The organism is Rhizobium sp. 57MFTsu3.2 (assembly GCF_012932765.1).
GTDB classification, from domain to species: domain Bacteria; phylum Pseudomonadota; class Alphaproteobacteria; order Rhizobiales; family Rhizobiaceae; genus Rhizobium; species Rhizobium altiplani.
The window spans coordinates 63,890-84,292 of the sequence record NZ_JDWI01000008.1 but is presented as its reverse complement, the minus strand read 5'-3'; the positions used below and the strand labels follow the sequence as shown (position 1 = coordinate 84,292).

Genomic DNA, 20,403 nt, shown 5'->3' with positions numbered 1-20,403 from the left:
ATTTTCCCGAGGCCAATGTCCGCAAGAGGCGGTTGCGCCCTCCTACACGATATTGGCGTTCAGAAAAAGGTTTCCCTCGGCTTTAGCCGGAGACGCCTGCCGAGCGGAGCCCAGGGTGCCGGCCAAGTCCCGTCAGATTGCGCGCGCCGGCGAAGAGCACTTTCGCATATTCGGCGAGCATGACCCGGACGGCGTTGGGATCGGTGAACCAGTCGCTGGTCTTCAGGTCCGTGTTCACAACGGGGTAGGGAATGAACTGCGTTTCGGCGTCGACATAAGCGAGTTCCGCCAGGCTGCGCGGCATGTGGTAGTTGTTGGTGACGACGAGGACGCTCTTGTAGCCGCGCTGGTGGATCCAGTTCGATGCTTCCTGGGCATTGCCGATCGTGTCGAGTGCGTCGTAGCCGACGTCGACGCAGCATGTGAAAAGTTCCGGCGAGGCCTGGGTCATCCTGCGGATCTGCTTCGGCGTGGTTGTCGGATGCACGCCCGAAATCAGCAGGCGTTTTCCGGCGCCTTTCTGCAGCAGTTCGACGGCCTGGTCGATTCGCTGGTAGCCACCCGTCAGAACGACGATTGCGTCTGCCCGTGGGTCAAGCGGAGGTTTCAGGGTCGTGACGGAATCGGCAAAGCGCAGGAACCCACCAAAAATCAGGGCGATGGCAAGGATGGAGGCCATGCCGCCCCAGCGCAGCATGCGTCGCACGGGGCCGCGAACAGGTCGCCCGTCGGAGCGAAGAAGCTCCGCTCCAGGGCGAATCGGGGTGCGCGGAATGTGTCCCATGCTCATGAATCGGAAAAATATATGCAGATTGCGGCGGCGAACAGACGCTTTCATGGCAAAAAAGGCATGACAAGCTTAATTCACGAGCCCATCCGCCCGTGTCGGGTCGGAACGCAACGTATCGATCTCGTAAATCGTCCGCATCACCGTCAGCCGTGCCGTGAAGGTCGTCAGCAGGGCGATGACGATCATGGTCGCAAAGATGCCGAGATAGCCAAGCGCGCCGACCGAGAACGTGCCAAAGAGCGCGGTGGCCTGGTCCGTCTGCGGCGTCGCCAAGGTCCGGCTCTGCAAGAAGCCGGCGGTGAGGAAGAACAGCGCTGCAAGGGCGCTCCCAACCGCCGATCCCTTCAGGCTGATCTTCAGGAAGTGCTTCTGAAACTCGTTGGCGACGAAAGAGCTTTCGGCGCCAACGAAATGCAGCACCTCGACGATATGGCGGTTGCCAGAGAGAGCTCCTCGGGTTGCGAAAACGACTGTCAGTACCATGGCCGAGAAGACAAGCAGCAGGATGCCGGTGCCGATCATGACCGTCGTGTGGGCCATCGACACCAGACGGTCGACCCAGGTGCGGTGATCGTCGAGCGAAGCCTGCGGAATGCTCCCCTTGAGCAGGGAGCGCATTGCCTCGAAATCGGGCGGGTTGCTTTCGTCGATGGTGATAATGACAAGCCGCGGGACCGGAAGTTCCTTGATGTCGAGCCCTGTGCCGAGCCAGGGTTCGAGTAGGCGGGCGGTTGCCGCTTCGTCGACGATCTGACCGTCCTTGGTGCCGACGAATGTCAGAGCGAGATCGCGCGCCTGCGCCAGCGTCTTTTCCATGTCCAAGCCCTCATCGGGCCTGATCTGGATGGTGATCTCGCGGGAAATCTGGCTCTCCCAGCTCGCCGCTGTGGAACGCACCATGCTGACGCCGCCGAGCGTCAGGCAGGCGAGAAAGGCCATGATGGCGATCACCACCATTAGCGCATTGCCCTGAATGTTGGCAGACGGCAGGATCGGCGCCGTCGGCCGCACCTTCATCTCCGGCCGCTTCTGACCTTTCGGGGCGGCCTCCGCCGGCGGTTTGGGCGCTGCTTTAGTCATGGATATCAAGGTGCCCTTCCGAGAGTATCATGCGGCGGGCTTCAACCTGGTCCATCAGGGCCAGATCGTGGGTGGCGATCACAACGGCCGTTCCGAGACGGTTAAGCTCAAGGAAGAGATTGAGCAGACGGCGGGCCATCGGCGGGTCGACGTTGGCGGTCGGCTCGTCGGCAAGCAGGATCTCGGGACGGTCGATCAAGGCCCGCGCGATCGCGGCGCGCTGCTTTTCGCCGCCCGATAGCACCGGCGGCAGAACGTTGATGCGCTCGCCGAGACCGACCCACTTCAGAAGTTCCAGCACGTCGGTCTTGTAGGAACTCTCGTCCTTGCCACGAACGCGCAGCGGGAGGGCCACGTTCTCATAGGTCGTCAAGTGGTCGAGGAGCCGGAATTCCTGGAAGATGATGCCGACGCGGCGCCGCAGCAGCGGCAGCTCGGGCCGCGGGATATCGGAAATGTCGCGTCCGAACATGCGGATCAGCCCGCGGGTTGGCTGCAGCGATAGAAACAGCAGCCTGAGCAAGGTGGTCTTGCCGGCGCCCGAGGGGCCGGTCAGGAACTGAAACGATTTCTTCGGAATGTCGAACGTCAGGTCCCGGAGAATTTCCGGGCCCATCCCATAGCGCAAACCGACATTTTCGAAGTGGATCAACGATAGATCAGTCTTTTGTTTGTTCACCGCACGACTTGTTAACCAACAGCATTAACAACCAGTAAATTTATCGGAAAGACGCCGCTTTGATGGCGATCTTTGCGAAGCATTAACCATTAAAATTTACGACTGAGGAGGATTCGTTTCAATGCCGGATTTCCGTCCGGCTCGAAACCATGTGGACACCGGAAAGGCCGTCATCATGACCTCCTCCTCGTTCAGACGCCAGGCGCCCGGCCGCAGCTATGATTTTCTGCCGCCCGAGCCGATCAAGCGCGAGGCCCGCCGAGCCCGCCCAGCCGATGTGGCCGATGCCGAATTCGTAGTGATCAACAACCGCTCCCAGGCCTTTGATGCCCGGAGCTTCACTGGCAATCGCCGACGTCCCCCGGCGCCTTCGATGCTCCGGCCGACGTCCCCGCGAGCTTCGATGGAATCATTCGTCCGAGCGGGCGAAGCCTGGCTGCAGCAGGCATCGGTCAAGACTTTCGCCGCCCTGGTGGTCGCGCTTTCGGTGCTGGTGTTTGGTCTCGTCGGTGGCTTCTCCGGCCTCTCTGAAAGCGACGCTGCACCGGCAGAGGCACCGCTGCATTTCTCGCATGTCACGATCACGCCCCGCGAGGCAAACGGGATGCAGGTGTTGCTGATCAACGGCATCATCGACAACCAGAGCGGCACGACGCAGATCGTTCGCCCCATCCGCGCCAACTTTTTTGCCGGCGAGCAGTTGACCGCAAGCATCGTCATCAACCCGCCGGTGGATGTCATCTACGCAGGTCAAAGCCGCGGATTTTCTACGAGAGTCCAATACACCGGTGGAAAAATGCCGGAAGTCCGGCTTTCGTTCATGCCCTGAAGGGCTCTAAAGGGGTGTTTCATCGCGCCGTTTGTGGTAACGGCTTGTGCTTCTATTCATGGAGCAAGCCTGCTTATGCCCGTCGTGCGCGGAAAAAACATCGAGCCACTCTTCACAGCCGAGCAGATTGCCGAACGCAATCATGCCATGGCGAAGCAGATTGCATCGGGACCGACGAAGGACCTGCTGGTTATTGCGGTGCTGAAAGGCTCGTTCATCTTTGCCGCGGACCTCATCCGCGCGCTGCATGACAGCGGCCTCGCGCCCGAGGTCGAGTTCATCACTCTCTCGAGCTACGGCACCGGCACGGTCTCGCAAGGCGTGCGGATCGTCAAGGATATCGACAGCGACGTGAAGGATCGCGACGTTCTTCTGATCGACGATATTCTGGAATCCGGCCGTACGCTGCTGTTTGCCAAGGAACTGCTCTACGAGCGCGGCGCCCGCAACGTCACCATCGCCGTGCTCCTCGACAAGAGCGTCAAGCGCAAGGAAAAGCTCGAGGCCGACTATGTCGGTTTCGAATGCCCCGACTATTTCGTCGTCGGCTACGGCATGGATGTCGCCTACGCCTTCCGCGAACTCCCATTTGTCGGCGTCGTCACCGGCGACGCCTAGGGATCACGACCTGACCCTGAATGTGCCACGATGAGACGGGTTGTTAACCATCCCGTCCATCCCTTCCTGCCGTTTACCGATCGCAAAGGAAACTCGTGTGATTTCCGTTGCGGGGCATGAAACGGAGTGATGCACACCATGGCAAAAATTCTGATTACGGAAGACGAGGACTCCCTACGCTCTTTCGTAGCCCGCGCTTTGCGTCTTGACGGTCATGAGACCGAAGAAGCCGCTGACGGTGCGGAGGGACTGGAAAAACTCAGAGACGGCGTCTACGACCTGCTGCTCTCGGATATCCGCATGCCTGTGATGGACGGCATCGAACTGGCGCATCAGGCAAAATCCGCCTTCCCGGCACTGAAGATCCTGCTGATGACTGGCTACGCGGAACAGCGCGAACGCGCGGACGACTTGGCGGAGAAGATCGTCGATGTCGTCTCGAAGCCCTTTGCCTTGCCCGATATCCGCAAGGCTGTCGCGCGTGCGTTGGCCGCCTGAGGCGGCTAACGGCATGATCTCGACTATTCAGCCCTCATCGGGGATGAATTTGCCTTCATAGCGGACGCGAAAATTGCGTCGCTGGAAGTCCTGCTGGAAACATACAAAGATCAGTTCGATATCGGCCAGGCTGTCGCGCTTGTGGAGCAGGCTGAGCGTCACGACGATGACGCCGGCATAGCCGCGCGTCAGCCTAAACGCCGCGTTGCGGATGGCGTTGGCTTCGGCGTCCTGCCGGTCGTCGCGCCGCTCGTAGATCACCCAGAAGCGGCAGATATCCCAGGTCGAACGGAGAATTTCCGTGATTTCCGCCTGGAACTGCTCGGCATGCATGCCGGGTGACCAAGGGAGAGTCTTCTCGCCTTCGTCAGCCACGACGTTTAGGTAGCCATCGTATTCGCCGGTACGGGAGAGCGCATTCTCGATCAACTCGAATGCCGCGTTTTCACCGATTACGGTCTTGAAAAGAATTGCCATCGAATCGCTATAGTTATTCAGCTGCAGCGTGACAAGACGAAGCTTTCGCCAGGCGGGACTCGCCTCGGTGGCGGAACTTGAAGTTTGTCATCCAGTCACGCACAGATCGTGCCTTCGCCGCGCCACATGGAGACGATGGCCTCGTTGGCAAGATCCAACCCGTAGCTTCTCAATAGTCGGGGCAGGCGGGATTTATGGTCGTTCCGCTGTTTCCGCCCTGCGTCTGCAGCGTGCCGGGAATCGGCCTCGGCGGACAGTTGACGGGTTGCCGTGCCCTGGAGCGGCTGGACGAAATGCTCCCCGTTGTCTCCATGCTGTAGGGAGCCGGTCGGTAGCTGTTCGATCCGCCCCAGCTTCGGCTCGATTCGTAGCCGTCGGCAGCAAGGGTCCTGCCGCCGCTGTTGGTCGTTGCGAAACCACCAATATCCATTGCACTTGCCGTGCTTGCAGCCATGCCGAATCCAAGAGCGACAGCTGCGATCAGCTTCCATTCCGTTTTCATGGAAATACCCTCAACTCGTGCCCAAACGACGCGCGATCTGCGTCAAAATAGACATAGGGGGTGCTGGCGTGGAGGTGGCGAATCTCACGCTATTGTGACCTGAATTGGCACAGCCGAGCTATTGAATGTCCAGAAGCCGTTCCAGGTAGCGCCGTTCGATTTCCTGCGGCGGGTTGTTGCCGAGCTTCTCGCGAATGGCATCCAGGATTTCGCGGGCGCGCTGCACGTCGATCTCGTCCGGGACCTTCACCTGATCGCCGAAATCGGGGCCTTCGGCGCGGCGTGGACGTCCAAGCGGGTCGCGGCCGTTCTGATTGCCTTGCCCGACCTGGCCCTGCTGGCCTTGTCCCTGTTGGCCCTGCATGGCCTGCATCATCTGGTTCATCATGTCGCGCGCGCCCTGACGGAGCGCCTCGAGCGCGCGTCCCTGGCCCTGGATGGCCGGTTCGCCGTGACCCTGACCGAGTTCGCGTCCGGCGCCTTCCATTTCGCGCTGGGCCTGGCCGAAGCCCGGACCGGGCTTGATGCCCATGTCGCCGAGACCCTTCTGCAGCTCGCCAAGCTGGTTGCCAAGTTCGTCCTGGCGCGAACGCAGCTGCTTCAAGGCTTCGCGCAGCTGCTCAGCCGTCATCTGGTCGGAAGGCGACTGGCCCTGCTGGTTCTGGCTCTGCTGTTGGTTCTGGTTCGGGTCCTGACTCTGGTCTTGCTGTCCCTGTTGTTGATCCTGCTGCATGCCGTCATTGTCCATCGGCATCTCGTCCAGCAGCGGATCGTTCATCCCCATGTTCGGATCGCCGCGCTGCATGCGATCCTTCAACTGCTGGTCCAGCTTGAAGGTCTCTTCCATCAGCTTCTGCTGGTCACGCAGGATCTGGCCAAGCTTGTCCATCTGCTGGCGCATCTGGCTGTTGTCCTGACCCTGCTGCCCCTGCTGTGGCCTGCCGGCCTGCAGGTTGTTCATCATTCGCTGCAGCTCGGAGAGCATCTGCTGGGCAGCGTCGCGGTTGCCGGAGCGCGCCAGATTCTCGATCTGGTCCATCATCCGCTCCAGATCCTGCTGGCGAAGGATGTTCTGAGCATTCTGGTTCGGCTGCATCGGCGCATTCTGCATGCGCTGCGCAAGCTCCTTCATGTAGTCCTGCATCGCCTTGCGCAGCTCGTCCATGAGCTTCTTGATCTCGGCATCAGGGGCGTTGCGCTGGAGAGCGTCGGCCAGGTTCTGCTGGGCGTTGCGCAGATTGCGTTCTGCCTGCGACAGATCGCCATCCTCCATGCCTACAGCGATATCCCAGAGGTGGTCGGCGGTATCCTTCAGCGCCTCCTCGCCCTTGGCGAGCTTCATCCGCGTCAGAGCGGATTGCAGCAGCAGGTAGTTGGTCAGCTTCGGGATCGTCTCTTCCGGGCGCAGCGTCAGCGCCTCGTTCAGCGTGATCGCTTCCAGCATCTTGCGCGTGTCGAGCGAAAAGACCTGCCGCTCTTCGGCGACGGCGGCGGCCAGCGGCTCGTGGAACGGGCGGGCCGGCATCGTCATCTCGTAGGGCGAGCTGCGACCCGTCTGGCCAGCGGCGTCCTTGGCAATAAGGGTGATGCGGACCCGCTTGCCCGACAGCGGATGCTCGGTCAGGTTCTTGCTGGTCAATCCCTTGGAGTCACGCGAATTGCGGCGGGGGATCTCCAGGCGGAAGTCCGGCAGCGGATAAAGCGGCGTTGCGGCCGGGTCGGAGTCGACAGGAACGATCTCCGCGCGCGCTTCCTGCACGCCGTAATCGTCCTTGACCGTGAAGCCGATTTCGAGAGCGCCGTTGACGGTCGGCTTCGGTATTCCATTGAAGGCGATCTCGGGCGCCTTGTCAGGAATAACGTCGAAGCTCCACGCGCGACCGTTGACCTCGAGCCTGCCGTTTTCCTCGAGCTTCATCAGATGCGTCGTGGCGGACAGCGCGGGATTGATGGGAGCCGTGCCGTCGGCCTGCTGAGTGGCCACTGGCGTAACAGGGGGCTTGGCGGCTTCCTGAGGCGTGATGTCCTCGGCCTCGCCATTCTCGTGCCGGAAGACAACCTTCTCCGCCGTCTTTCCGCCGCTGACGCGGACCGTCAGGCTCGAGAGTTCGGGGACGCGGATCGCCGTCTGCTCGGTACCGTTTGCCGTCAGATAGATCGGCGCGCGACCGGTGTAGGAGGGGGGCGTGACCCAGGCGTCGATACGCACGGCAGGATCAACTGCCTGCGGCGCGGGCCGCGGCTGCAGCGCATCCGAGATCGAACCGCCGCTCGTCGATAGCGAATAGGCGAAAGCCATTACCACAAGCAATGCCGGGATGGCACGCAAGGCCAGCCGGTCGTGGGAGGCGATGTCGGGGCGTGGGAAGCCGGTATCGAGCGCCGCGATCTTCTCCGCCATCCGCGTCTGATGTTCGCGCCAAAGGGCGCGGGCGAAAGGCGTGTCGGTGGCGGGTTCGTCTTCCTGAACGGCAACAGGCTGATGCTGCAGGCCGTTGCGCTGCTCGAGCAACCGATCGGCAGCAGCCACATCGGGCCAATGAAGCCGGCGCAGCGGAAGGAGGGTGACGAGGGTGGCAACCGCAAAAATGATCAGTAGCGCCACGCGAATCCATTCGGGCGCGTAGCGGAAGACACCGAACCAAGACGCTGTGAGGTAGAGCGCCACAACCGACAGAATCGGCAGCAGGAGAGGTAGGATCTGTTCGAAGAGCAGGACCAGGCGCGCCAGAAAGCGCTTGGCCGCGACCAGGCGCGCCAAGGAAGGCCTCAGGGCAAATGCTCCGGTTTTCTCCTTGCTGGAGCTCTTGTTCAATCCGTTCTCCGCGCGCTGGCGTTCAAAGCAGGAGGGCGTTTCCGGCGATTGCCGGGGCAATTCGCTCTCGATCAAGGATAGCATTCTTTGTGGCGAAGGCGAGGGCAAGCCCCAGCCAATGCCGGTTTTTCACGGTTCTTCGCCAAAAAGTGATGCCCCCGCCAGGCGGTGATCAGTCCAGCCAGGCCGGGATGGAATCGAGGGCGATGAGCTCTTCGTAGGTGCCGCGCGGGCGAATCACGTGGAAATCGTTGCCCTTGACGATCACTTCAGGAACCAGAAGGCGGCTGTTATAGGTGCCGGCCTGAACCGCGCCATAGGCGCCGGCGGTGCTGATGGCGAAGAGATCGCCGGACTTCGGCATCGCCATTTCGCGGTCGAGCGCCAGATAGTCGCCGGTTTCGCATACGGGGCCGACGATATCCGCCTTGATGCGCGGCGCGTTCGCTGCCGAGATCACTACGGGGCGGATCTCGTGATGGGCCTCATAGAGAGTCGGACGGATGAGGTCGTTCATCGCGCCATCGACGATCACGAAGGTTTTCTCGCCGCCGTCCTTCACGTAGATCACTTCGGTGACCAGGATGCCGGCATTGCCGACGATCAGGCGGCCGGGCTCAGTGACGATCTTGCAGTTGAGGTCGCGCAGAGTGTTCGTGACGATCGCAGCATAGGCTTCCGGCGATGGGGGCGGGTTGTTGTCGTCCCGGTAGGGGATGCCAAGGCCGCCGCCCACATCGACGTGATGGATATCGTGGCCCTCTGCGCGTAGCGTGCCGACCAGTTCGCGCAGCAGCTTGAAGGCGTCTTCGAATGGCTGCAGGTCGGTGATCTGGCTGCCGATATGCATGTCGATGCCGGTCACTTCGATGCCGGGCAGGCTTGCTGCGCGGGCATAGACGGCGCGGGCGCGCTCCCAGGAAATGCCGAACTTGTTTTCCTTCTTGCCAGTCGAGATCTTCGCATGCGTCCTGGCGTCGACATCGGGATTGATGCGGAAGGAGACAGGGGCCTTCTTGCCTGCCCTGACGGCGCGCTGGTTGAGGATCTCGAGTTCCGGCTCGGACTCGACGTTGAAGCAATAGATGCCGGCCTCGAGGGCCAGGTCCATCTCCCGCGCTGTCTTGCCGACGCCGGAGAACATGATGCGCGATGCCGGGATGCCGGCGGCCAGTGCGCGACGCAGCTCTCCCTCGGATACGACGTCGATGCCGGCGCCGAGATTGCCCAGCGTCTTTAGCACTGCCTGATTGGAATTCGCCTTCATGGCGTAGCAGACCATCGCGTCGACATCGCTGAAGGCTTCCGAGAAGACGCGGTAGTGGCGCTCGAGAGTGGCCGTGGAATAGACATAAAAAGGCGTGCCGACGGCCTTGGCGATCTCGGGAACGGGAACGTTTTCGGCGTAGAGAACGCCGTCGCGGTAGTCGAAATGGTTCACGTCAGTGGCCTCTCAAAGCATGTCTCCCGACGTGGGAACCGGTTTCGGGATCAGGACATGCATAAATACAAAGGCTAAAGCGCTGCTGGCGAATCCGAAAGATCGCCGCGTGCCTTAGAGAAGCGGATCGAGGATGAAGGGCCTGTCGACCCTGCCCGGCTGCGGCGTCGGCTTGGACGAGTCACCGGTCTTCGTTGCGTTCGCGCTCGGCGGGTCGAGATCGCCCTTTCGCCCGCACCCGGCGACGGCAAGGCCGATCACGGCGAAAACAACCGTCAGGCGGACGATCTGCGGCAAGCTCTTCTGCATGGAATTCCTCTTGGGAAGCGGCACTGGTGGACACCTTCATAGCGAAGTTTATCCAGCTTGTGCACCCTGATTGTTGAGGTCAGTTGCGGGCTCGCCAATAGGCGATCTGCTTGCGCACTTCCGACGGCGCCGTGCCGCCGAAGCTCTTGCGGCTTGCAACCGATGCCTCGACCGTCAGCACGTCGTAAACCTTGTCGGTGATACCGGCATTGATCGCCTGCAGATCGGCAAGCGACAGCTCGGCCAAGTCGCAGCCCTTGCTCTCGGCCAGCGCCACCGCACGGCCGGTCACGTGATGCGCGTCACGGAACGGCAGGCCGGCTTCGCGCACCAGCCAGTCGGCAAGGTCGGTCGCGGTCGAATACCCGGAACCGGCAGCGGCCTTCATGCGCGCGCTGTTGACGGCCATGTCGCGAACCATGCCGGTCATGGCTGATACTGCCAGCTCCAGGCTTTCGGCAGCGTCGAAGACCTGTTCCTTGTCTTCCTGCATGTCCTTTGAATAGGCGAGGGGCAGGCCCTTCATGATTGTCAGAAGTGCGATCAGCGAACCGTTGATGCGGCCGGTCTTGGCGCGCACCAGCTCAGCGGCGTCAGGGTTCTTCTTCTGCGGCATGATCGACGAACCGGTGGAGAAGGCATCCGACAGGCGCACGAAGCCGAATTGCGGCGTCGACCAGATGACGATTTCTTCCGCCAGACGCGACAGGTGCATGCCTGCGATGGCGGCGATCGACAGGAACTCGATGGCGAAGTCGCGGTCCGAAACCGTGTCAATCGAGTTGCGTGTCGGCTCGCGGAAGCCCAGCGCCTTTGCCGTCATGTGGCGGTCGATCGGATAGCCGGTGCCGGCAAGCGCTGCCGCGCCGATCGGGCTCTCGTCCAGATGCTCAATTGCATGGCGCACGCGCGAGCGGTCGCGGCCGAACATTTCGACATAGGCCATGCAATGGTGGCCAAAGGTGACGGGTTGGGCGGTCTGCAGATGCGTGAAGCCCGGCATGACGGTCTCGGCGTGCTCTTCGGCGCGGTCGAGGAAGGCGGCGATCAGGTTGGTCAGTAGCTGCTCGGTCTTCTGCAGCTCTTCCTTGACCCAGAGGCGGAAATCGAGCGCGACCTGGTCGTTGCGGGAGCGGGCTGTGTGCAGGCGACCGGCGGCCGGGCCTATCAGCGTGGCGAGGCGTGCCTCGACGTTCATATGAATGTCTTCGAGCTTGCGGGAGAATTCGAAACTGCCGCTCTCGATCTCTGACAGGATCGTGTTTAGCCCTTCGACGATCTTGTCTTTATCGTCTGCCGAAATGATGCCCTGGTGGGCAAGCATGGTGGCATGGGCGATAGAACCGCGGATGTCCTGGGCAAACAGCTTCTTGTCGAAACCGATCGAGGCATTTATCTCCTCCATGATCGCATCGGGACCGGAGGCGAAACGGCCGCCCCACATCTGGTTGGAAGATTTGGTATCCGTGCTGTCGGCCATGACGATGCCTGCCTTGAAGAACGCGTGTCTCGGAGAATGAAATGACGACAAGAAAGTCCCTGCGCCTGCCATCCCTGAAGCTGATCGGGATCGCGGCCGTCGCAGGCATTATTGCCGGTGCGGCAGCGGTTTACATCAGGGAAGCCGGGTCTGGCAATGGCAGGACGCAAACGGCCTCGGGCGAATGCGCGGCGACAAAGGAGATCGCCGCGAGAATCGCGCCGCTGCTCAAGGGACAGGTGGCGGCGATGGTCGCTCCTGACGAGCACCGCAGGCTTACCACCGTTTCCTTCAAGGGCGCGGACGGCAAATCGATGACGCTCGACAATTTCGCCGGCAAGACCGTGCTCTTCAATCTCTGGGCGACGTGGTGCGTACCCTGCCGCGAGGAAATGCCGGCGCTGAACGCGCTCGAGAAGGAGCTGGGCAGCGACAGGTTCCAGGTCGTGCCCGTCAACATCGACACCGGCGACGACGAGAAGCCGAAGGCCTTTCTCAGCGAGATCGGCGTAAACGCGCTGCAGCTTTACCGCGACAACACGATCGAGGTCTTCAACAGCCTGAAGAAGGAAGGCCTCGCCTTCGGCCTGCCGGTCACGCTTTTGATCGACGGCAAAGGCTGCCTGATCTCTGCGATGAACGGCCCCGCCGCCTGGGACAGCGACGATGCCAAGGCGCTGATCAAGGGCGCGATAGGTTCGTAAGCTGTGTCTGAGCACTTTGACGCGTTTGAAGAAAATACCAGTCGACCTTGCCTGGCGTAAACGCGACAGCCGCCCGCTTTTCCCACAATGGTGTTGTATGGTCACCGACAACGAGGATATCCGTCGATGGTAGCTTTGGATCGGCTGCAATCTCGGAAATCTTGTCGAAAACCTCTGCCCAGATCTCGGTCAATTCGCAAACGCGCTGGTTCTTGATGATTGCTTCGTTGGTCCTGCAATGAAGCTGGCCGCCAGGTTTCGCGACGTAGGGTATGTGCGAGTTAAGCGTCAACCAGTAGACTATCATCGGCTGCGCGCTCTTGGCCAGAAGACGGAGATGAACTGCGTCACCAACTTCGCCATCACAAAGGCCGTTGAAGACGCTGCCGCATCGGGATGGGAAGAGCTGCCGATCGCGTGCAAGGTCGTCGAGGAAATGGGATTCTTTTATGCCAATCCGGGGGTACCAGACATCTCGATCGAACATTTCGCTGGAATAGCCGTGGTAGGAGATTGTAGCGAAACCCCTTTCGGCAAGTTGTCGAGGAAGGCAGTCGTATTGTTCGGCGCGCAGATAGTCGGTGAAATTCCCCCATCGCCCGCATAGTTCGCGTGACTCGGCAGAGGTGGTTGAGCCCTCAAAGTTGCTTCTGCCGGAGAGTACGCTGTAGCCCGCTTTAACTGCTGCACTTTCAAATTTGCTGGCCAAGAGGGCTTTCATCCCGGGGTCGGAAAACGAGCCAAGCCCTTCCACTATGACGATCAGCAGGTTCCGTCCGCGCTTGGTTATGCTTTCGGCATCAAGGCCGTTCAGTGCCATCGCACTTTCAAAATGTGAGGCAGGCTGTTTTACGTATAAGCGATTGACGTAGCCATCTGCCACGGGCAGCGCAGCGGCCAGGATGGCCGCGGGCAATGGCGAGGCAGCGCAAAGCGCCTTTCTATGCCGGTTTACGAGCCAAGCTGTTCCAAGCGCGTTGAAAAGAAAAAGAGAAATTGCGCCGATGTAAAAAGCAGATGCGGCGACATCGATCGATGCAAGATAGCGAATCGTATGAAAGGCGGTTGCCAGGGGTAAGTAGAACATGACTGCGACCACCAAGCTTAAGTCGATAATCGCCACGAGCCCGAAAAGGACATAAACAAACGGTGGCCGCAGCCAAAGGGAAATCATCGCTGCCAGGAAATAAAGGGGAGGCGAAACCAGCCGGTAGACAAGAAAGTACGGAGTTGCGAGCAGGAAGATCAAATTCGGCACGACCACTGCCACCAGTGCAAGAAGCCATGTATTTGGCTGCGCCAGCCTTTTCAGCATGTCGTTCGAAGCGCTTTTCTTGCTCGTGCTGTTCATCGATGTCCCTCGGCTCGATCCAAGGCTAATCAATAAACCTTCAGCAATCGTATATGCTTTTGAGCGACTTTATTTAGCGGACACAACCAGAAGCTCGTCGCGGTGGCCGTCGAAGCCGCGGCGAGGTCTTCAACAGCCTGAAGAAGGAAGGCCTCCCCGTCACGCTTTTGATCGACGGCAAGGGCTGCTTGATCTCCGCCATGAACGGCCCCCGCCGCTTGGGACAGCGACGATGCCAAGGCGCTGATCAAGGGAGCGATAGGGTCGTAGGCAAGGCGGCTTATGGCCGCTTGCGTGCAGAACAGCGGATGGGCTAGGTGGCATCTGCTACACCACTCTGAATTCTTCGTTGTTAATCTGCGATTTGAGAAGCTGCCGACAGAAGCTCTTCGGGATTGAGCGCCTGGCACACATTTCGCCCCTCGTCTTCGACCTCCGTGAAGCTCCAACGCACCACACTTTCTCGATCGAGCAAGAAGTGACCGACAAGCTGCATATGTCCGGCGAGGCTCACCTGCCGATCGGCTTCCGTAAATTCGTACCGGTCCTTTTTGTTGAGAAGATCACCTGCTGTGGGCGGGGCCATTGGTTCCGGCAACTCTCCCGGTCGATCGACCCGCATTGCCATGACCACGTCCATTCCAACCTTGTATGGCCAGTCGGTCTCATTGTGGGTGAACTCGAGGACGGGCAAGCCGAAGGCGCGATGCAAATCCCGTTCCGGGTCGGATGCCGCAAAAAGATTGGGTATCGGCTGGTAACGGAAATAGAGTCGCGCGCGTTCTACCGGGGTGCTTACAACGACCAGGGATTCGATGCCTTTCTCGCGCAGCGCCGAGCTGAGCTGTGCCATAGCTGCGACATGGCGACGGCAGAACGGACAGTGCAGGCCCCGAAACAGACCGATCAATAGCGGGCTGCGGCCGCGAAAGTCATCAAGTGCGATCTTCCCTTCGCGTGAGATTGCATCCAGCACAAAGTTCGGAGCTTGGTCGCCCGGTTGCAACAGATGTTCGACATGGCACACAGACATAAACAACCTCCTCGCCGCGGGGATCAGAAAGGCACCACGACAAGTGCTTTGAAGTCGAGCCCGCGTTGGGCGCTGCCGAGGTCGAGATTCAGCGTTGCAGGCCTGACCTCTCGTCTTGGCGAACCGCCAGGATCGATCCTGAGAATGGCCCCACATTGGCCGACGAGCAAGCGCTAAACAGCAAAACTGGTCTAGCTCTGCGGGGCGCCTGTTGGACGGCGGCGAGGGCGGCCAGATCTCCACATGAACGGCCCGCCGCCTGGGATAGCGACGAGAAGGCGCTGATCAAAGGTAGGTGGGGACGTCGCCTTAGGAGAGCGGCGGCCCGACGATCGCGATATGGTTTTCGGCGCAGCAGCGCGTGAGCGCGTCGATCATCTCGGGAGACGGGGCGGTCGCGGCGGGAAGTTCGGCCTTGTCGGCGACCTGGCTTGCCTGCCGCAGCATTGTCTCGAAGTCATCGCCACGTGATCGTCAGGCAATGGGCGCCGGCGACACTTTCGACCCGAAAGCTGTGCGGGATACCCTTCGGAGCAACCAGTGTCTGCCTCGCGCTGGCGCGAACCTCTCGCTGCCCGATTTGGAAGCGCATCTCGCCTTCGAGCAAATGGAAAACTTCATCTTCGCGATGGTGAACGTGCAGAGGCGGCGTCTCTCCCCATGGCATCCAATGCTCGATGACGCTGATCTTGTCATCGCTTGCCAGGGATGAAAACCGGATGGCGACGAGCGTATTGCCAAAGCAGCGAAGCTCGCCATTTGACCGCGGATGGGTGTTCATGTTCATCTCTGATCCTTCCAGGATTTGAAGTGCTTACGAATGAGCGGTTTTTAGCGTCGGAGCCTGACTCCGATCCAATCCAATGATCGTATGGACTGAATCCACGCCATGAATTTCAATGGTCTCGACTTGACCTCGTGCGCGTCTTCGATGCCTTGATGCGGGAGTCAAGCGTCACGCGTGCCGGGGATCGTATCGGTCTCAGTCAGCCGGCCGTGAGTGCGGCGTTGAACAGGCTTCGCCACCTCTTCAACGACAATCTTTTCGTGCGGCAGGGAAACGAAATGCTGCCCACGCCCAGGGCAGTCGAACTTGGTGAAAGGGCCCGCCTGGCGCTCGCGGAAATCGAGGGAATGATCCGCTCGGTCCGCGGCCTGGAACTAGGCGAACTCGATCGGACCTACACGCTGTTGGGGGCCGACTTCTTTTCCATGCTGTTGATGCCCCAGCTGGCGCGAAAGGTGCACGAACAAGCGCCGAATGTGCGCCTGCGTTTGCTTGATAGCGCCAGGGGCGACGTCGCAAGGCTGCTTCAAGAGAATGCGGTCGATATGGCCCTCGAGCGTCCGCTCGAGTTACCGGATTGGGTATCAAGCGCACTGCTTTTTCAATCGCCCTTCGTCATCATCGCATCACGAAACAACGAGGCCATTGCAGCGATTCCGGACGGCGGACAGATTCCGCTCGATCTCTTTTCCCGCTTGCCCCATGCTATACGTTCGATCGATGGGACGCTTTCCGGCATGGTGGACGAGGCTCTGAAGTCGCACGGGCTTCGTCGTAACGTGACGCTTGCGCTCCCGCATTTTCAGGGCGTGGCGCTCGCCGTTGCCGCCGGCTCGCATGTCGCGGCGGTGCCCGTGCAGTTTGCGAGAGCGGTCAAGGCGCAGCTCGACCTGATGGTCTTCGAACCGCCAATCGATGTTCCCGCGCCGCACGTGAACCTCTACTGGCACTCCCGCCACGACCAGGATCGAGCGCATCTGTGGATGCGATCGCTGATCGTGACGACGGTCTCGGAGTTGGGGTTCCCCATTTAAAGGCAAGCCGGCGCCAAGCGGGCCAAAGCAGGATCGCGCCAGCGAAGTCCATCACCGTCCTTTATGCGATGCTTACATCGGGTGCCCGTCCATCCAATCGAAAAGATATGCCCGCACCGATAATCTTAGCCGGTGCGGTCGATCATCTGGCCGCTTGAACAGTCATGCAGTTTTGCTGGAAGGATGAGGCGATGTACGGTCGCTGGTGGTTACTTTACGTCGCGGTGCAATCGCGTCAGGCGGCTCAAGCGCAATCATCTGGGCACACCGATAAGCACGAGGTTGCCTTCGATCGAGCAGACGATTGCTGGATCTTCGCCAGGCTTGCACTCGTTCTTGCGGTCTTCTTCGCCGGGCTGGCTTGCATTCTTTGGGTCGCAAGCTGATCGCTGGCTTTCCTCCAAGGGCGAAGACGGCAACCGCCGACGCTCGACGGTTTCGCCGGCAAAGGCCGCGATTTTCAGTCTTCGGGTGACGGGTGACGCCGTTGCCGCTCCGATCATCCGTCAGCGTCTCCTATCCGTCGCAAGCAGTCAGTGGTGGATTTAGCCACAGCACTTGGTAGCAGCATTCGCCGGCCCGCGGCAGGCCGTCTCTTGGGCTTGCTTCGCCAGCCACCGGTCACGCGGCTTGCAGCTTGCCGCGCGGGGAAGGAGTTCAACCTGCACCACACCGTTGCTGATGACCGGGATCGAGGCGCAATAGAGCTGCATCGGCTGCACACCATCGCTTACCTCAAAGGTCAGCTTCGCCGAGCCATCAAGCTGCACATGTTCGGAAACCTTGCGAATGATGGCGGCGAACTTGCCGGCCGGCATGTGGGTGCGGTCGCCCTCCTCGATATCCCAGAGCTGAACGAAAGTCTCCGCCCAAGCTTCCGGGTTGGCTCCGCAGTCGAGTGCCGAAAACTGTCCGGCCTTGACCTCGGTGACGTGATAGCCCGGCTTCGCCAACCGACCGTCGTAGCGGAACGCCAGAGGCAGATCTGGAGACGTTGCCAGGGCCTCAAGCAGAAGGCCGAGGCTGATATCTGAAGACAGGGCCTTGTCGATCGCATTCATCTGAGGTACTCCTTGTTTCAACATTTCAAGGATTATTGAATTATGGATGAACGTCAAGCCCTCGCTTCGTTCGGCGCGCTGTCTCAGGAGACCCGCCTCCAGATCGTCCGCATGCTCGTCGTTGCCGGCCCCGAGGGCATGGCCGCCGGGACGATTGCGGAGAAGCTCGAACTATCGCCCTCGAACATTTCCTTCCATCTGAAGGAGTTGGACCGGGCGGGCCTTGTCAGCCAGCAGCGCGAAGCCCGCTCGATCATCTACACCGCCAATTACGATGCGCTCGGCGGCCTCGTGCGCTTCCTGATGGAAGACTGCTGCGCCGGCCATCTGGAAATCTGTGCGCCGGCTGCGGAAATCGCTGCCTGCTGCCCGCCCGGCAAGGGAAAAATTCAATGAACGTCCTGATCTAGTCCGGGACCTGAGGCCATGACATCTTTTCCGCTCTCCAGTCGCCTTGCCTCGGAGGCGTTGGGCACAGCTCTTCTGGTCGCAACCGTGGTCGGCTCGGGCACCATGGCGGACAGACTGACGACGGACACGGCGCTTGCGCTGCTCGCCAACACGCTGGCAACGGGGGCGATCCTCGTTGTGCTGATCACCATCCTCGGGCCGATTTCCGGCGCTCACTTCAATCCGGTCGTGTCGCTGGTTTTCGCGCTGCGCCGTGAGCTGACTGCCATGTCTACTCTGGCCTATATCGGTGCACAAATCCTTGGCGGCGTTGCCGGAACGCTGCTCGCGCATGCCATGTTCGGACTGCCTCTGCTGCAGGTCTCGACCACCATCCGCACCGGCAGCGCGCAGTGGCTGGCCGAAGTGACTGCCACGTTCGGCCTCGTCTTCGTCATCCTCACCGGTCTGCGCTTTCGTGCCGATGCGGTGGCATGGCTGGTCGGCCTCTACATCACGGCGGCCTACTGGTTCACCGCTTCGACTTCATTCGCCAATCCTGCGGTCGCTATCGCCCGCTCGCTGACGAACACCTTTTCCGGCATCCGCCCGGTCGATCTGCCGGGTTTTATTGTCGCGGAAATCCTCGGCGCATTGCTGGCGCTGTTGCTGGCGGGTTGGCTGCTGATGGAAGCTCGCAATCCTCAATCACTGACTGAAACGGAACCTGCGCCATGACAATCGACGTCACGATCTATCACAATCCGAAATGCGGCACCTCGCGTAATACGCTGGCAATGATCCGCAATGCGGGCATCGAACCTGTGGTCGTCGAATACTTGAAAGATCCGCCGGGCCGTGAACAACTCATCAAGATGATCGCGGATGCAGGCCTGACCGTCCGTGCCGCGATCCGCGAGAAAGATACGCCCTACGCCGAACTCGGACTCGACAACCCTGACCTGGCCGATGACGAGTTGCTCGATGCCATGTTGAAGGACCCGATCCTGATAAACCGTCCCTTCGTCATCAGCCCGCTGGGCACGCGCCTCGCCCGGCCTTCGGAGGTCGTCCTGGTTATCCTGCCCGGCACCCACAAAGGTCCGTTCGCCAAGGAAGACGGGCAGCAGGTTCTCGATGCCCAAGGTAAACGCCTTGTCTGAACGCGTGCCGCTTCTGGCCGTGGTGGCGCTCGGTGTGACACAGATCATCGGCTACGGCACCCTCTATTACAGTTTCAGCATTCTTGCTCCCGATATGGCCGCGCAGTTTGCCTGGTCGAAGGAATGGGTCTTCGGCGCTCTCTCTGCGGCGCTTCTGGTCGGCGGCCTGACGGCTCCGTGGTTGGGAGCGCTGTTTGACCGGATCGGCGCCGGCCGGGTGATGGCTACGGGCTCTTTTATTGCTGCTGTCTCTCTGGCCGCCTGCGCTCTCGCGCCCGACAAGGCCGTGTTTGTTGCCGCGCTCATCGCCGCCGAAGTTGCCGCAAACCTTGTTCAGTACGGCGCAGCCTTCGCGCTGCTTGTGCAGATCCGGCCACAGGTTGCATCCCGCAGCATCACCTATCTGACGCTGATTGCCGGTTTTGCCTCGACGATTTTCTGGCCAATCACCGCGGCGCTGAATGCGCATCTTACGTGGCAGAACGTTTATCTGATCTTCGCCGTTCTCAACCTGGCCATCTGCCTGCCGATCCATGCATGGCTGTCGCGCAGCAGGAGCACGCAACGGACGACGGCGGCATTGGTCGCCGCCCAGCGAGTGGAGGGGATCTTGCCACCTGCTCGCCGCCGGCTCGGCTTTGCCATCATGGTCAGCGGCTTATCACTGATGTCGCTCGTCAGTTCGGCCACGCTGGTGCATCTGGTGCCACTACTGTCCGGCCTTGGACTCGGCGGAGCCGCTGCCCTCGTGGGGACACTCTTCGGCCCATCGCAGGTCAGCAGCCGGCTGATCAACATGGTCTTCGGTAAGAACCTGCCGGCAATCCATCTGGCGGTGATCGCGGCCATGCTGATTCCGGGCGGCGTGTTGGTGCTGCTGTTCACGGCTCCGTCCGTGCCGGGTGCGATGGCTTTCGCCGTGATCTTCGGCATGGGCAATGGCCTGCTGAGCATCGTCAGCGGTACGCTGCCTCTGCATCTCTTCGGCAGCGACGGTTACGGCAAGCTGCAAGGGAGAATGATGGCAGCGCGGCTGATCCTGTCGGCGCTTGCGCCGTTCGTCCTGGCTTTTGCGATGGAGAACTTCGGCATCACACAGTCACTCGGCACGGCCGCTGCTTTAGGCGTGCTTTCCATCATCGCGCTACTTTCCATCCCGGCGTTGCGATAATTGCGGTTGGCGCACCGCCGACCGGAAGCCGTGGCCGGGTCGCGAACGCCGGCAACCTGGAGTACTTCTATCGCAGTGACCGTGCGACTAGCGACACTGAAAGTCTATTGCCGACCTTGCCGTCAGCGCTAGGTTTGTGAATCGGACACAGTCGCGCGGATAAGTTGGACCCGCGACCGAACCAAGCTTTC

The 20,403-nt window shown here is 60.7% G+C and carries 24 protein-coding genes and 1 pseudogene; 10 read left to right on the top strand and 15 right to left on the bottom strand.

The window, feature by feature from the left end:
- Positions 1-82 precede the first annotated feature (82 nt).
- The 3 genes from AF71_RS11205 to ftsE all read right to left on the bottom strand — a co-directional run bounded on the left by AF71_RS11205 (position 83) and on the right by ftsE (position 2,522).
- A complete protein-coding gene (locus AF71_RS11205; RefSeq protein WP_025661883.1) occupies positions 83-790 on the bottom strand; it encodes a YdcF family protein in 708 nt (235 codons plus the stop codon).
- Between the two features lie 69 nt (positions 791-859).
- Positions 860-1,807 (bottom strand): ABC transporter permease, encoded by a 948-nt coding sequence (locus AF71_RS11200; protein WP_245267959.1) that lies wholly within the window; start codon positions 1,805-1,807, stop codon positions 860-862.
- Between the two features lie 55 nt (positions 1,808-1,862).
- Positions 1,863-2,522 (bottom strand): cell division ATP-binding protein FtsE, encoded by a 660-nt coding sequence (ftsE, locus tag AF71_RS11195; RefSeq protein WP_007528031.1) that lies wholly within the window; start codon positions 2,520-2,522, stop codon positions 1,863-1,865.
- A 148-nt stretch (positions 2,523-2,670) separates the two neighbouring features.
- Between ftsE and AF71_RS11190 the strand changes: the two genes are divergently transcribed.
- The 3 genes from AF71_RS11190 to AF71_RS11180 all read left to right on the top strand — a co-directional run bounded on the left by AF71_RS11190 (position 2,671) and on the right by AF71_RS11180 (position 4,494).
- Positions 2,671-3,378, top strand: a complete 708-nt coding sequence (locus AF71_RS11190; protein WP_113161169.1) for a hypothetical protein — start codon at positions 2,671-2,673, stop codon at positions 3,376-3,378.
- A gap of 75 nt (positions 3,379-3,453) precedes the next feature.
- Positions 3,454-3,996, top strand: a complete 543-nt coding sequence (gene hpt / locus AF71_RS11185) for a hypoxanthine phosphoribosyltransferase (protein WP_018857784.1) — start codon at positions 3,454-3,456, stop codon at positions 3,994-3,996.
- Positions 3,997-4,134: 138 nt separating this feature from the next.
- Positions 4,135-4,494, top strand: a complete 360-nt coding sequence (locus AF71_RS11180; protein ID WP_007789408.1) for a response regulator — start codon at positions 4,135-4,137, stop codon at positions 4,492-4,494.
- Between the two features lie 27 nt (positions 4,495-4,521).
- Here the strand turns inward: AF71_RS11180 and AF71_RS11175 are convergent, their stop codons facing one another.
- From AF71_RS11175 to argH, 6 genes are all read right to left on the bottom strand, one after another.
- A complete protein-coding gene (locus AF71_RS11175; protein ID WP_018857786.1) occupies positions 4,522-4,971 on the bottom strand; it encodes a hypothetical protein in 450 nt (149 codons plus the stop codon).
- Between the two features lie 169 nt (positions 4,972-5,140).
- Positions 5,141-5,473: a hypothetical protein gene (locus AF71_RS11170; RefSeq protein ID WP_018857787.1), complete on the bottom strand. Its 333-nt coding sequence runs from the start codon at positions 5,471-5,473 to the stop codon at positions 5,141-5,143.
- 118 nt (positions 5,474-5,591) lie between these two features.
- The gene (locus AF71_RS11165) at positions 5,592-8,234 is read right to left on the bottom strand and encodes a TIGR02302 family protein (protein ID WP_246733634.1); all 2,643 of its coding nucleotides are present in this window, start codon (positions 8,232-8,234) and stop codon (positions 5,592-5,594) included.
- 226 nt (positions 8,235-8,460) lie between these two features.
- Positions 8,461-9,729 carry a diaminopimelate decarboxylase gene (gene lysA / locus AF71_RS11160; protein ID WP_018857790.1) on the bottom strand — a complete coding sequence of 423 codons (1,269 nt, stop codon included), beginning with the start codon at positions 9,727-9,729 and terminating at the stop codon, positions 8,461-8,463.
- Positions 9,730-9,843: 114 nt separating this feature from the next.
- Complete coding sequence (locus AF71_RS11155; RefSeq protein WP_018857791.1) at positions 9,844-10,038, bottom strand: lipoprotein; 195 nt, start codon at positions 10,036-10,038, stop codon at positions 9,844-9,846.
- A gap of 79 nt (positions 10,039-10,117) precedes the next feature.
- Positions 10,118-11,518 carry an argininosuccinate lyase gene (argH, locus tag AF71_RS11150; RefSeq protein WP_113470285.1) on the bottom strand — a complete coding sequence of 467 codons (1,401 nt, stop codon included), beginning with the start codon at positions 11,516-11,518 and terminating at the stop codon, positions 10,118-10,120.
- Positions 11,519-11,559: 41 nt separating this feature from the next.
- Here argH and AF71_RS11145 point away from each other — a divergent pair, with 41 nt between their 5' ends.
- Positions 11,560-12,222: a TlpA disulfide reductase family protein gene (locus tag AF71_RS11145; RefSeq protein WP_113470286.1), complete on the top strand. Its 663-nt coding sequence runs from the start codon at positions 11,560-11,562 to the stop codon at positions 12,220-12,222.
- Here AF71_RS11145 and AF71_RS11140 read toward each other — a convergent pair.
- Positions 12,200-13,573, bottom strand: coding sequence for a hypothetical protein (locus AF71_RS11140; protein ID WP_169681353.1), 1,374 nt, complete (start codon positions 13,571-13,573; stop codon positions 12,200-12,202). The genes AF71_RS11145 and AF71_RS11140 overlap by 23 nt on opposite strands.
- 125 nt (positions 13,574-13,698) lie before the next feature.
- On the opposite strand from AF71_RS11140, the pseudogene AF71_RS11135 reads away from it, so the two are divergent.
- Positions 13,699-13,843 (top strand): annotated as a pseudogene (locus AF71_RS11135) (TlpA family protein disulfide reductase); the annotation flags it as partial.
- Positions 13,844-13,925: 82 nt separating this feature from the next.
- On the opposite strand, the gene AF71_RS11130 reads toward AF71_RS11135, so the two are convergent.
- The 3 genes from AF71_RS11130 to AF71_RS11125 form a co-directional block, all read right to left on the bottom strand.
- Entirely contained in the window at positions 13,926-14,606 is a 681-nt protein-coding gene (locus tag AF71_RS11130; RefSeq protein ID WP_112649036.1) for a redoxin family protein, read from the bottom strand.
- A gap of 309 nt (positions 14,607-14,915) precedes the next feature.
- The gene (locus AF71_RS31610; protein WP_246733631.1) at positions 14,916-15,053 is read right to left on the bottom strand and encodes a hypothetical protein; all 138 of its coding nucleotides are present in this window, start codon (positions 15,051-15,053) and stop codon (positions 14,916-14,918) included.
- Positions 15,054-15,063: 10 nt separating this feature from the next.
- Positions 15,064-15,393 (bottom strand): cupin domain-containing protein, encoded by a 330-nt coding sequence (locus tag AF71_RS11125; RefSeq protein ID WP_246733630.1) that lies wholly within the window; start codon positions 15,391-15,393, stop codon positions 15,064-15,066.
- 152 nt (positions 15,394-15,545) lie between these two features.
- Here AF71_RS11125 and AF71_RS11120 point away from each other — a divergent pair, with 152 nt between their 5' ends.
- Entirely contained in the window at positions 15,546-16,427 is an 882-nt protein-coding gene (locus tag AF71_RS11120) for a LysR family transcriptional regulator (RefSeq protein WP_169681351.1), read from the top strand.
- Positions 16,428-16,681: 254 nt separating this feature from the next.
- Here the strand turns inward: AF71_RS11120 and AF71_RS11115 are convergent, their stop codons facing one another.
- Together AF71_RS11115 and AF71_RS11110 are read right to left on the bottom strand one after the other, a co-directional pair.
- Positions 16,682-16,930, bottom strand: coding sequence for a hypothetical protein (locus AF71_RS11115; protein WP_113470289.1), 249 nt, complete (start codon positions 16,928-16,930; stop codon positions 16,682-16,684).
- Between the two features lie 42 nt (positions 16,931-16,972).
- On the bottom strand, positions 16,973-17,488 hold the full coding sequence (locus tag AF71_RS11110) for a DUF6428 family protein (RefSeq protein ID WP_018857799.1): 516 nt from the start codon (positions 17,486-17,488) through the stop codon (positions 16,973-16,975).
- 42 nt (positions 17,489-17,530) lie between these two features.
- On the opposite strand from AF71_RS11110, the gene AF71_RS11105 reads away from it, so the two are divergent.
- The 4 genes from AF71_RS11105 to arsK are packed head-to-tail and all read left to right on the top strand — an operon-like array spanning position 17,531 to position 20,212.
- The gene (locus tag AF71_RS11105) at positions 17,531-17,884 is read left to right on the top strand and encodes a metalloregulator ArsR/SmtB family transcription factor (protein WP_018857800.1); all 354 of its coding nucleotides are present in this window, start codon (positions 17,531-17,533) and stop codon (positions 17,882-17,884) included.
- 30 nt (positions 17,885-17,914) lie between these two features.
- Positions 17,915-18,616, top strand: a complete 702-nt coding sequence (locus AF71_RS11100) for an MIP/aquaporin family protein (RefSeq protein WP_169681349.1) — start codon at positions 17,915-17,917, stop codon at positions 18,614-18,616.
- Positions 18,613-19,041, top strand: coding sequence for an arsenate reductase (glutaredoxin) (gene arsC / locus AF71_RS11095; RefSeq protein ID WP_113470292.1), 429 nt, complete (start codon positions 18,613-18,615; stop codon positions 19,039-19,041). The genes AF71_RS11100 and arsC overlap by 4 nt, the downstream gene beginning before the upstream one ends.
- Positions 19,016-20,212 (top strand): arsenite efflux MFS transporter ArsK, encoded by a 1,197-nt coding sequence (gene arsK, locus AF71_RS11090; RefSeq protein ID WP_169681347.1) that lies wholly within the window; start codon positions 19,016-19,018, stop codon positions 20,210-20,212. The genes arsC and arsK overlap by 26 nt, the downstream gene beginning before the upstream one ends.
- Positions 20,213-20,403 lie beyond the last annotated feature (191 nt).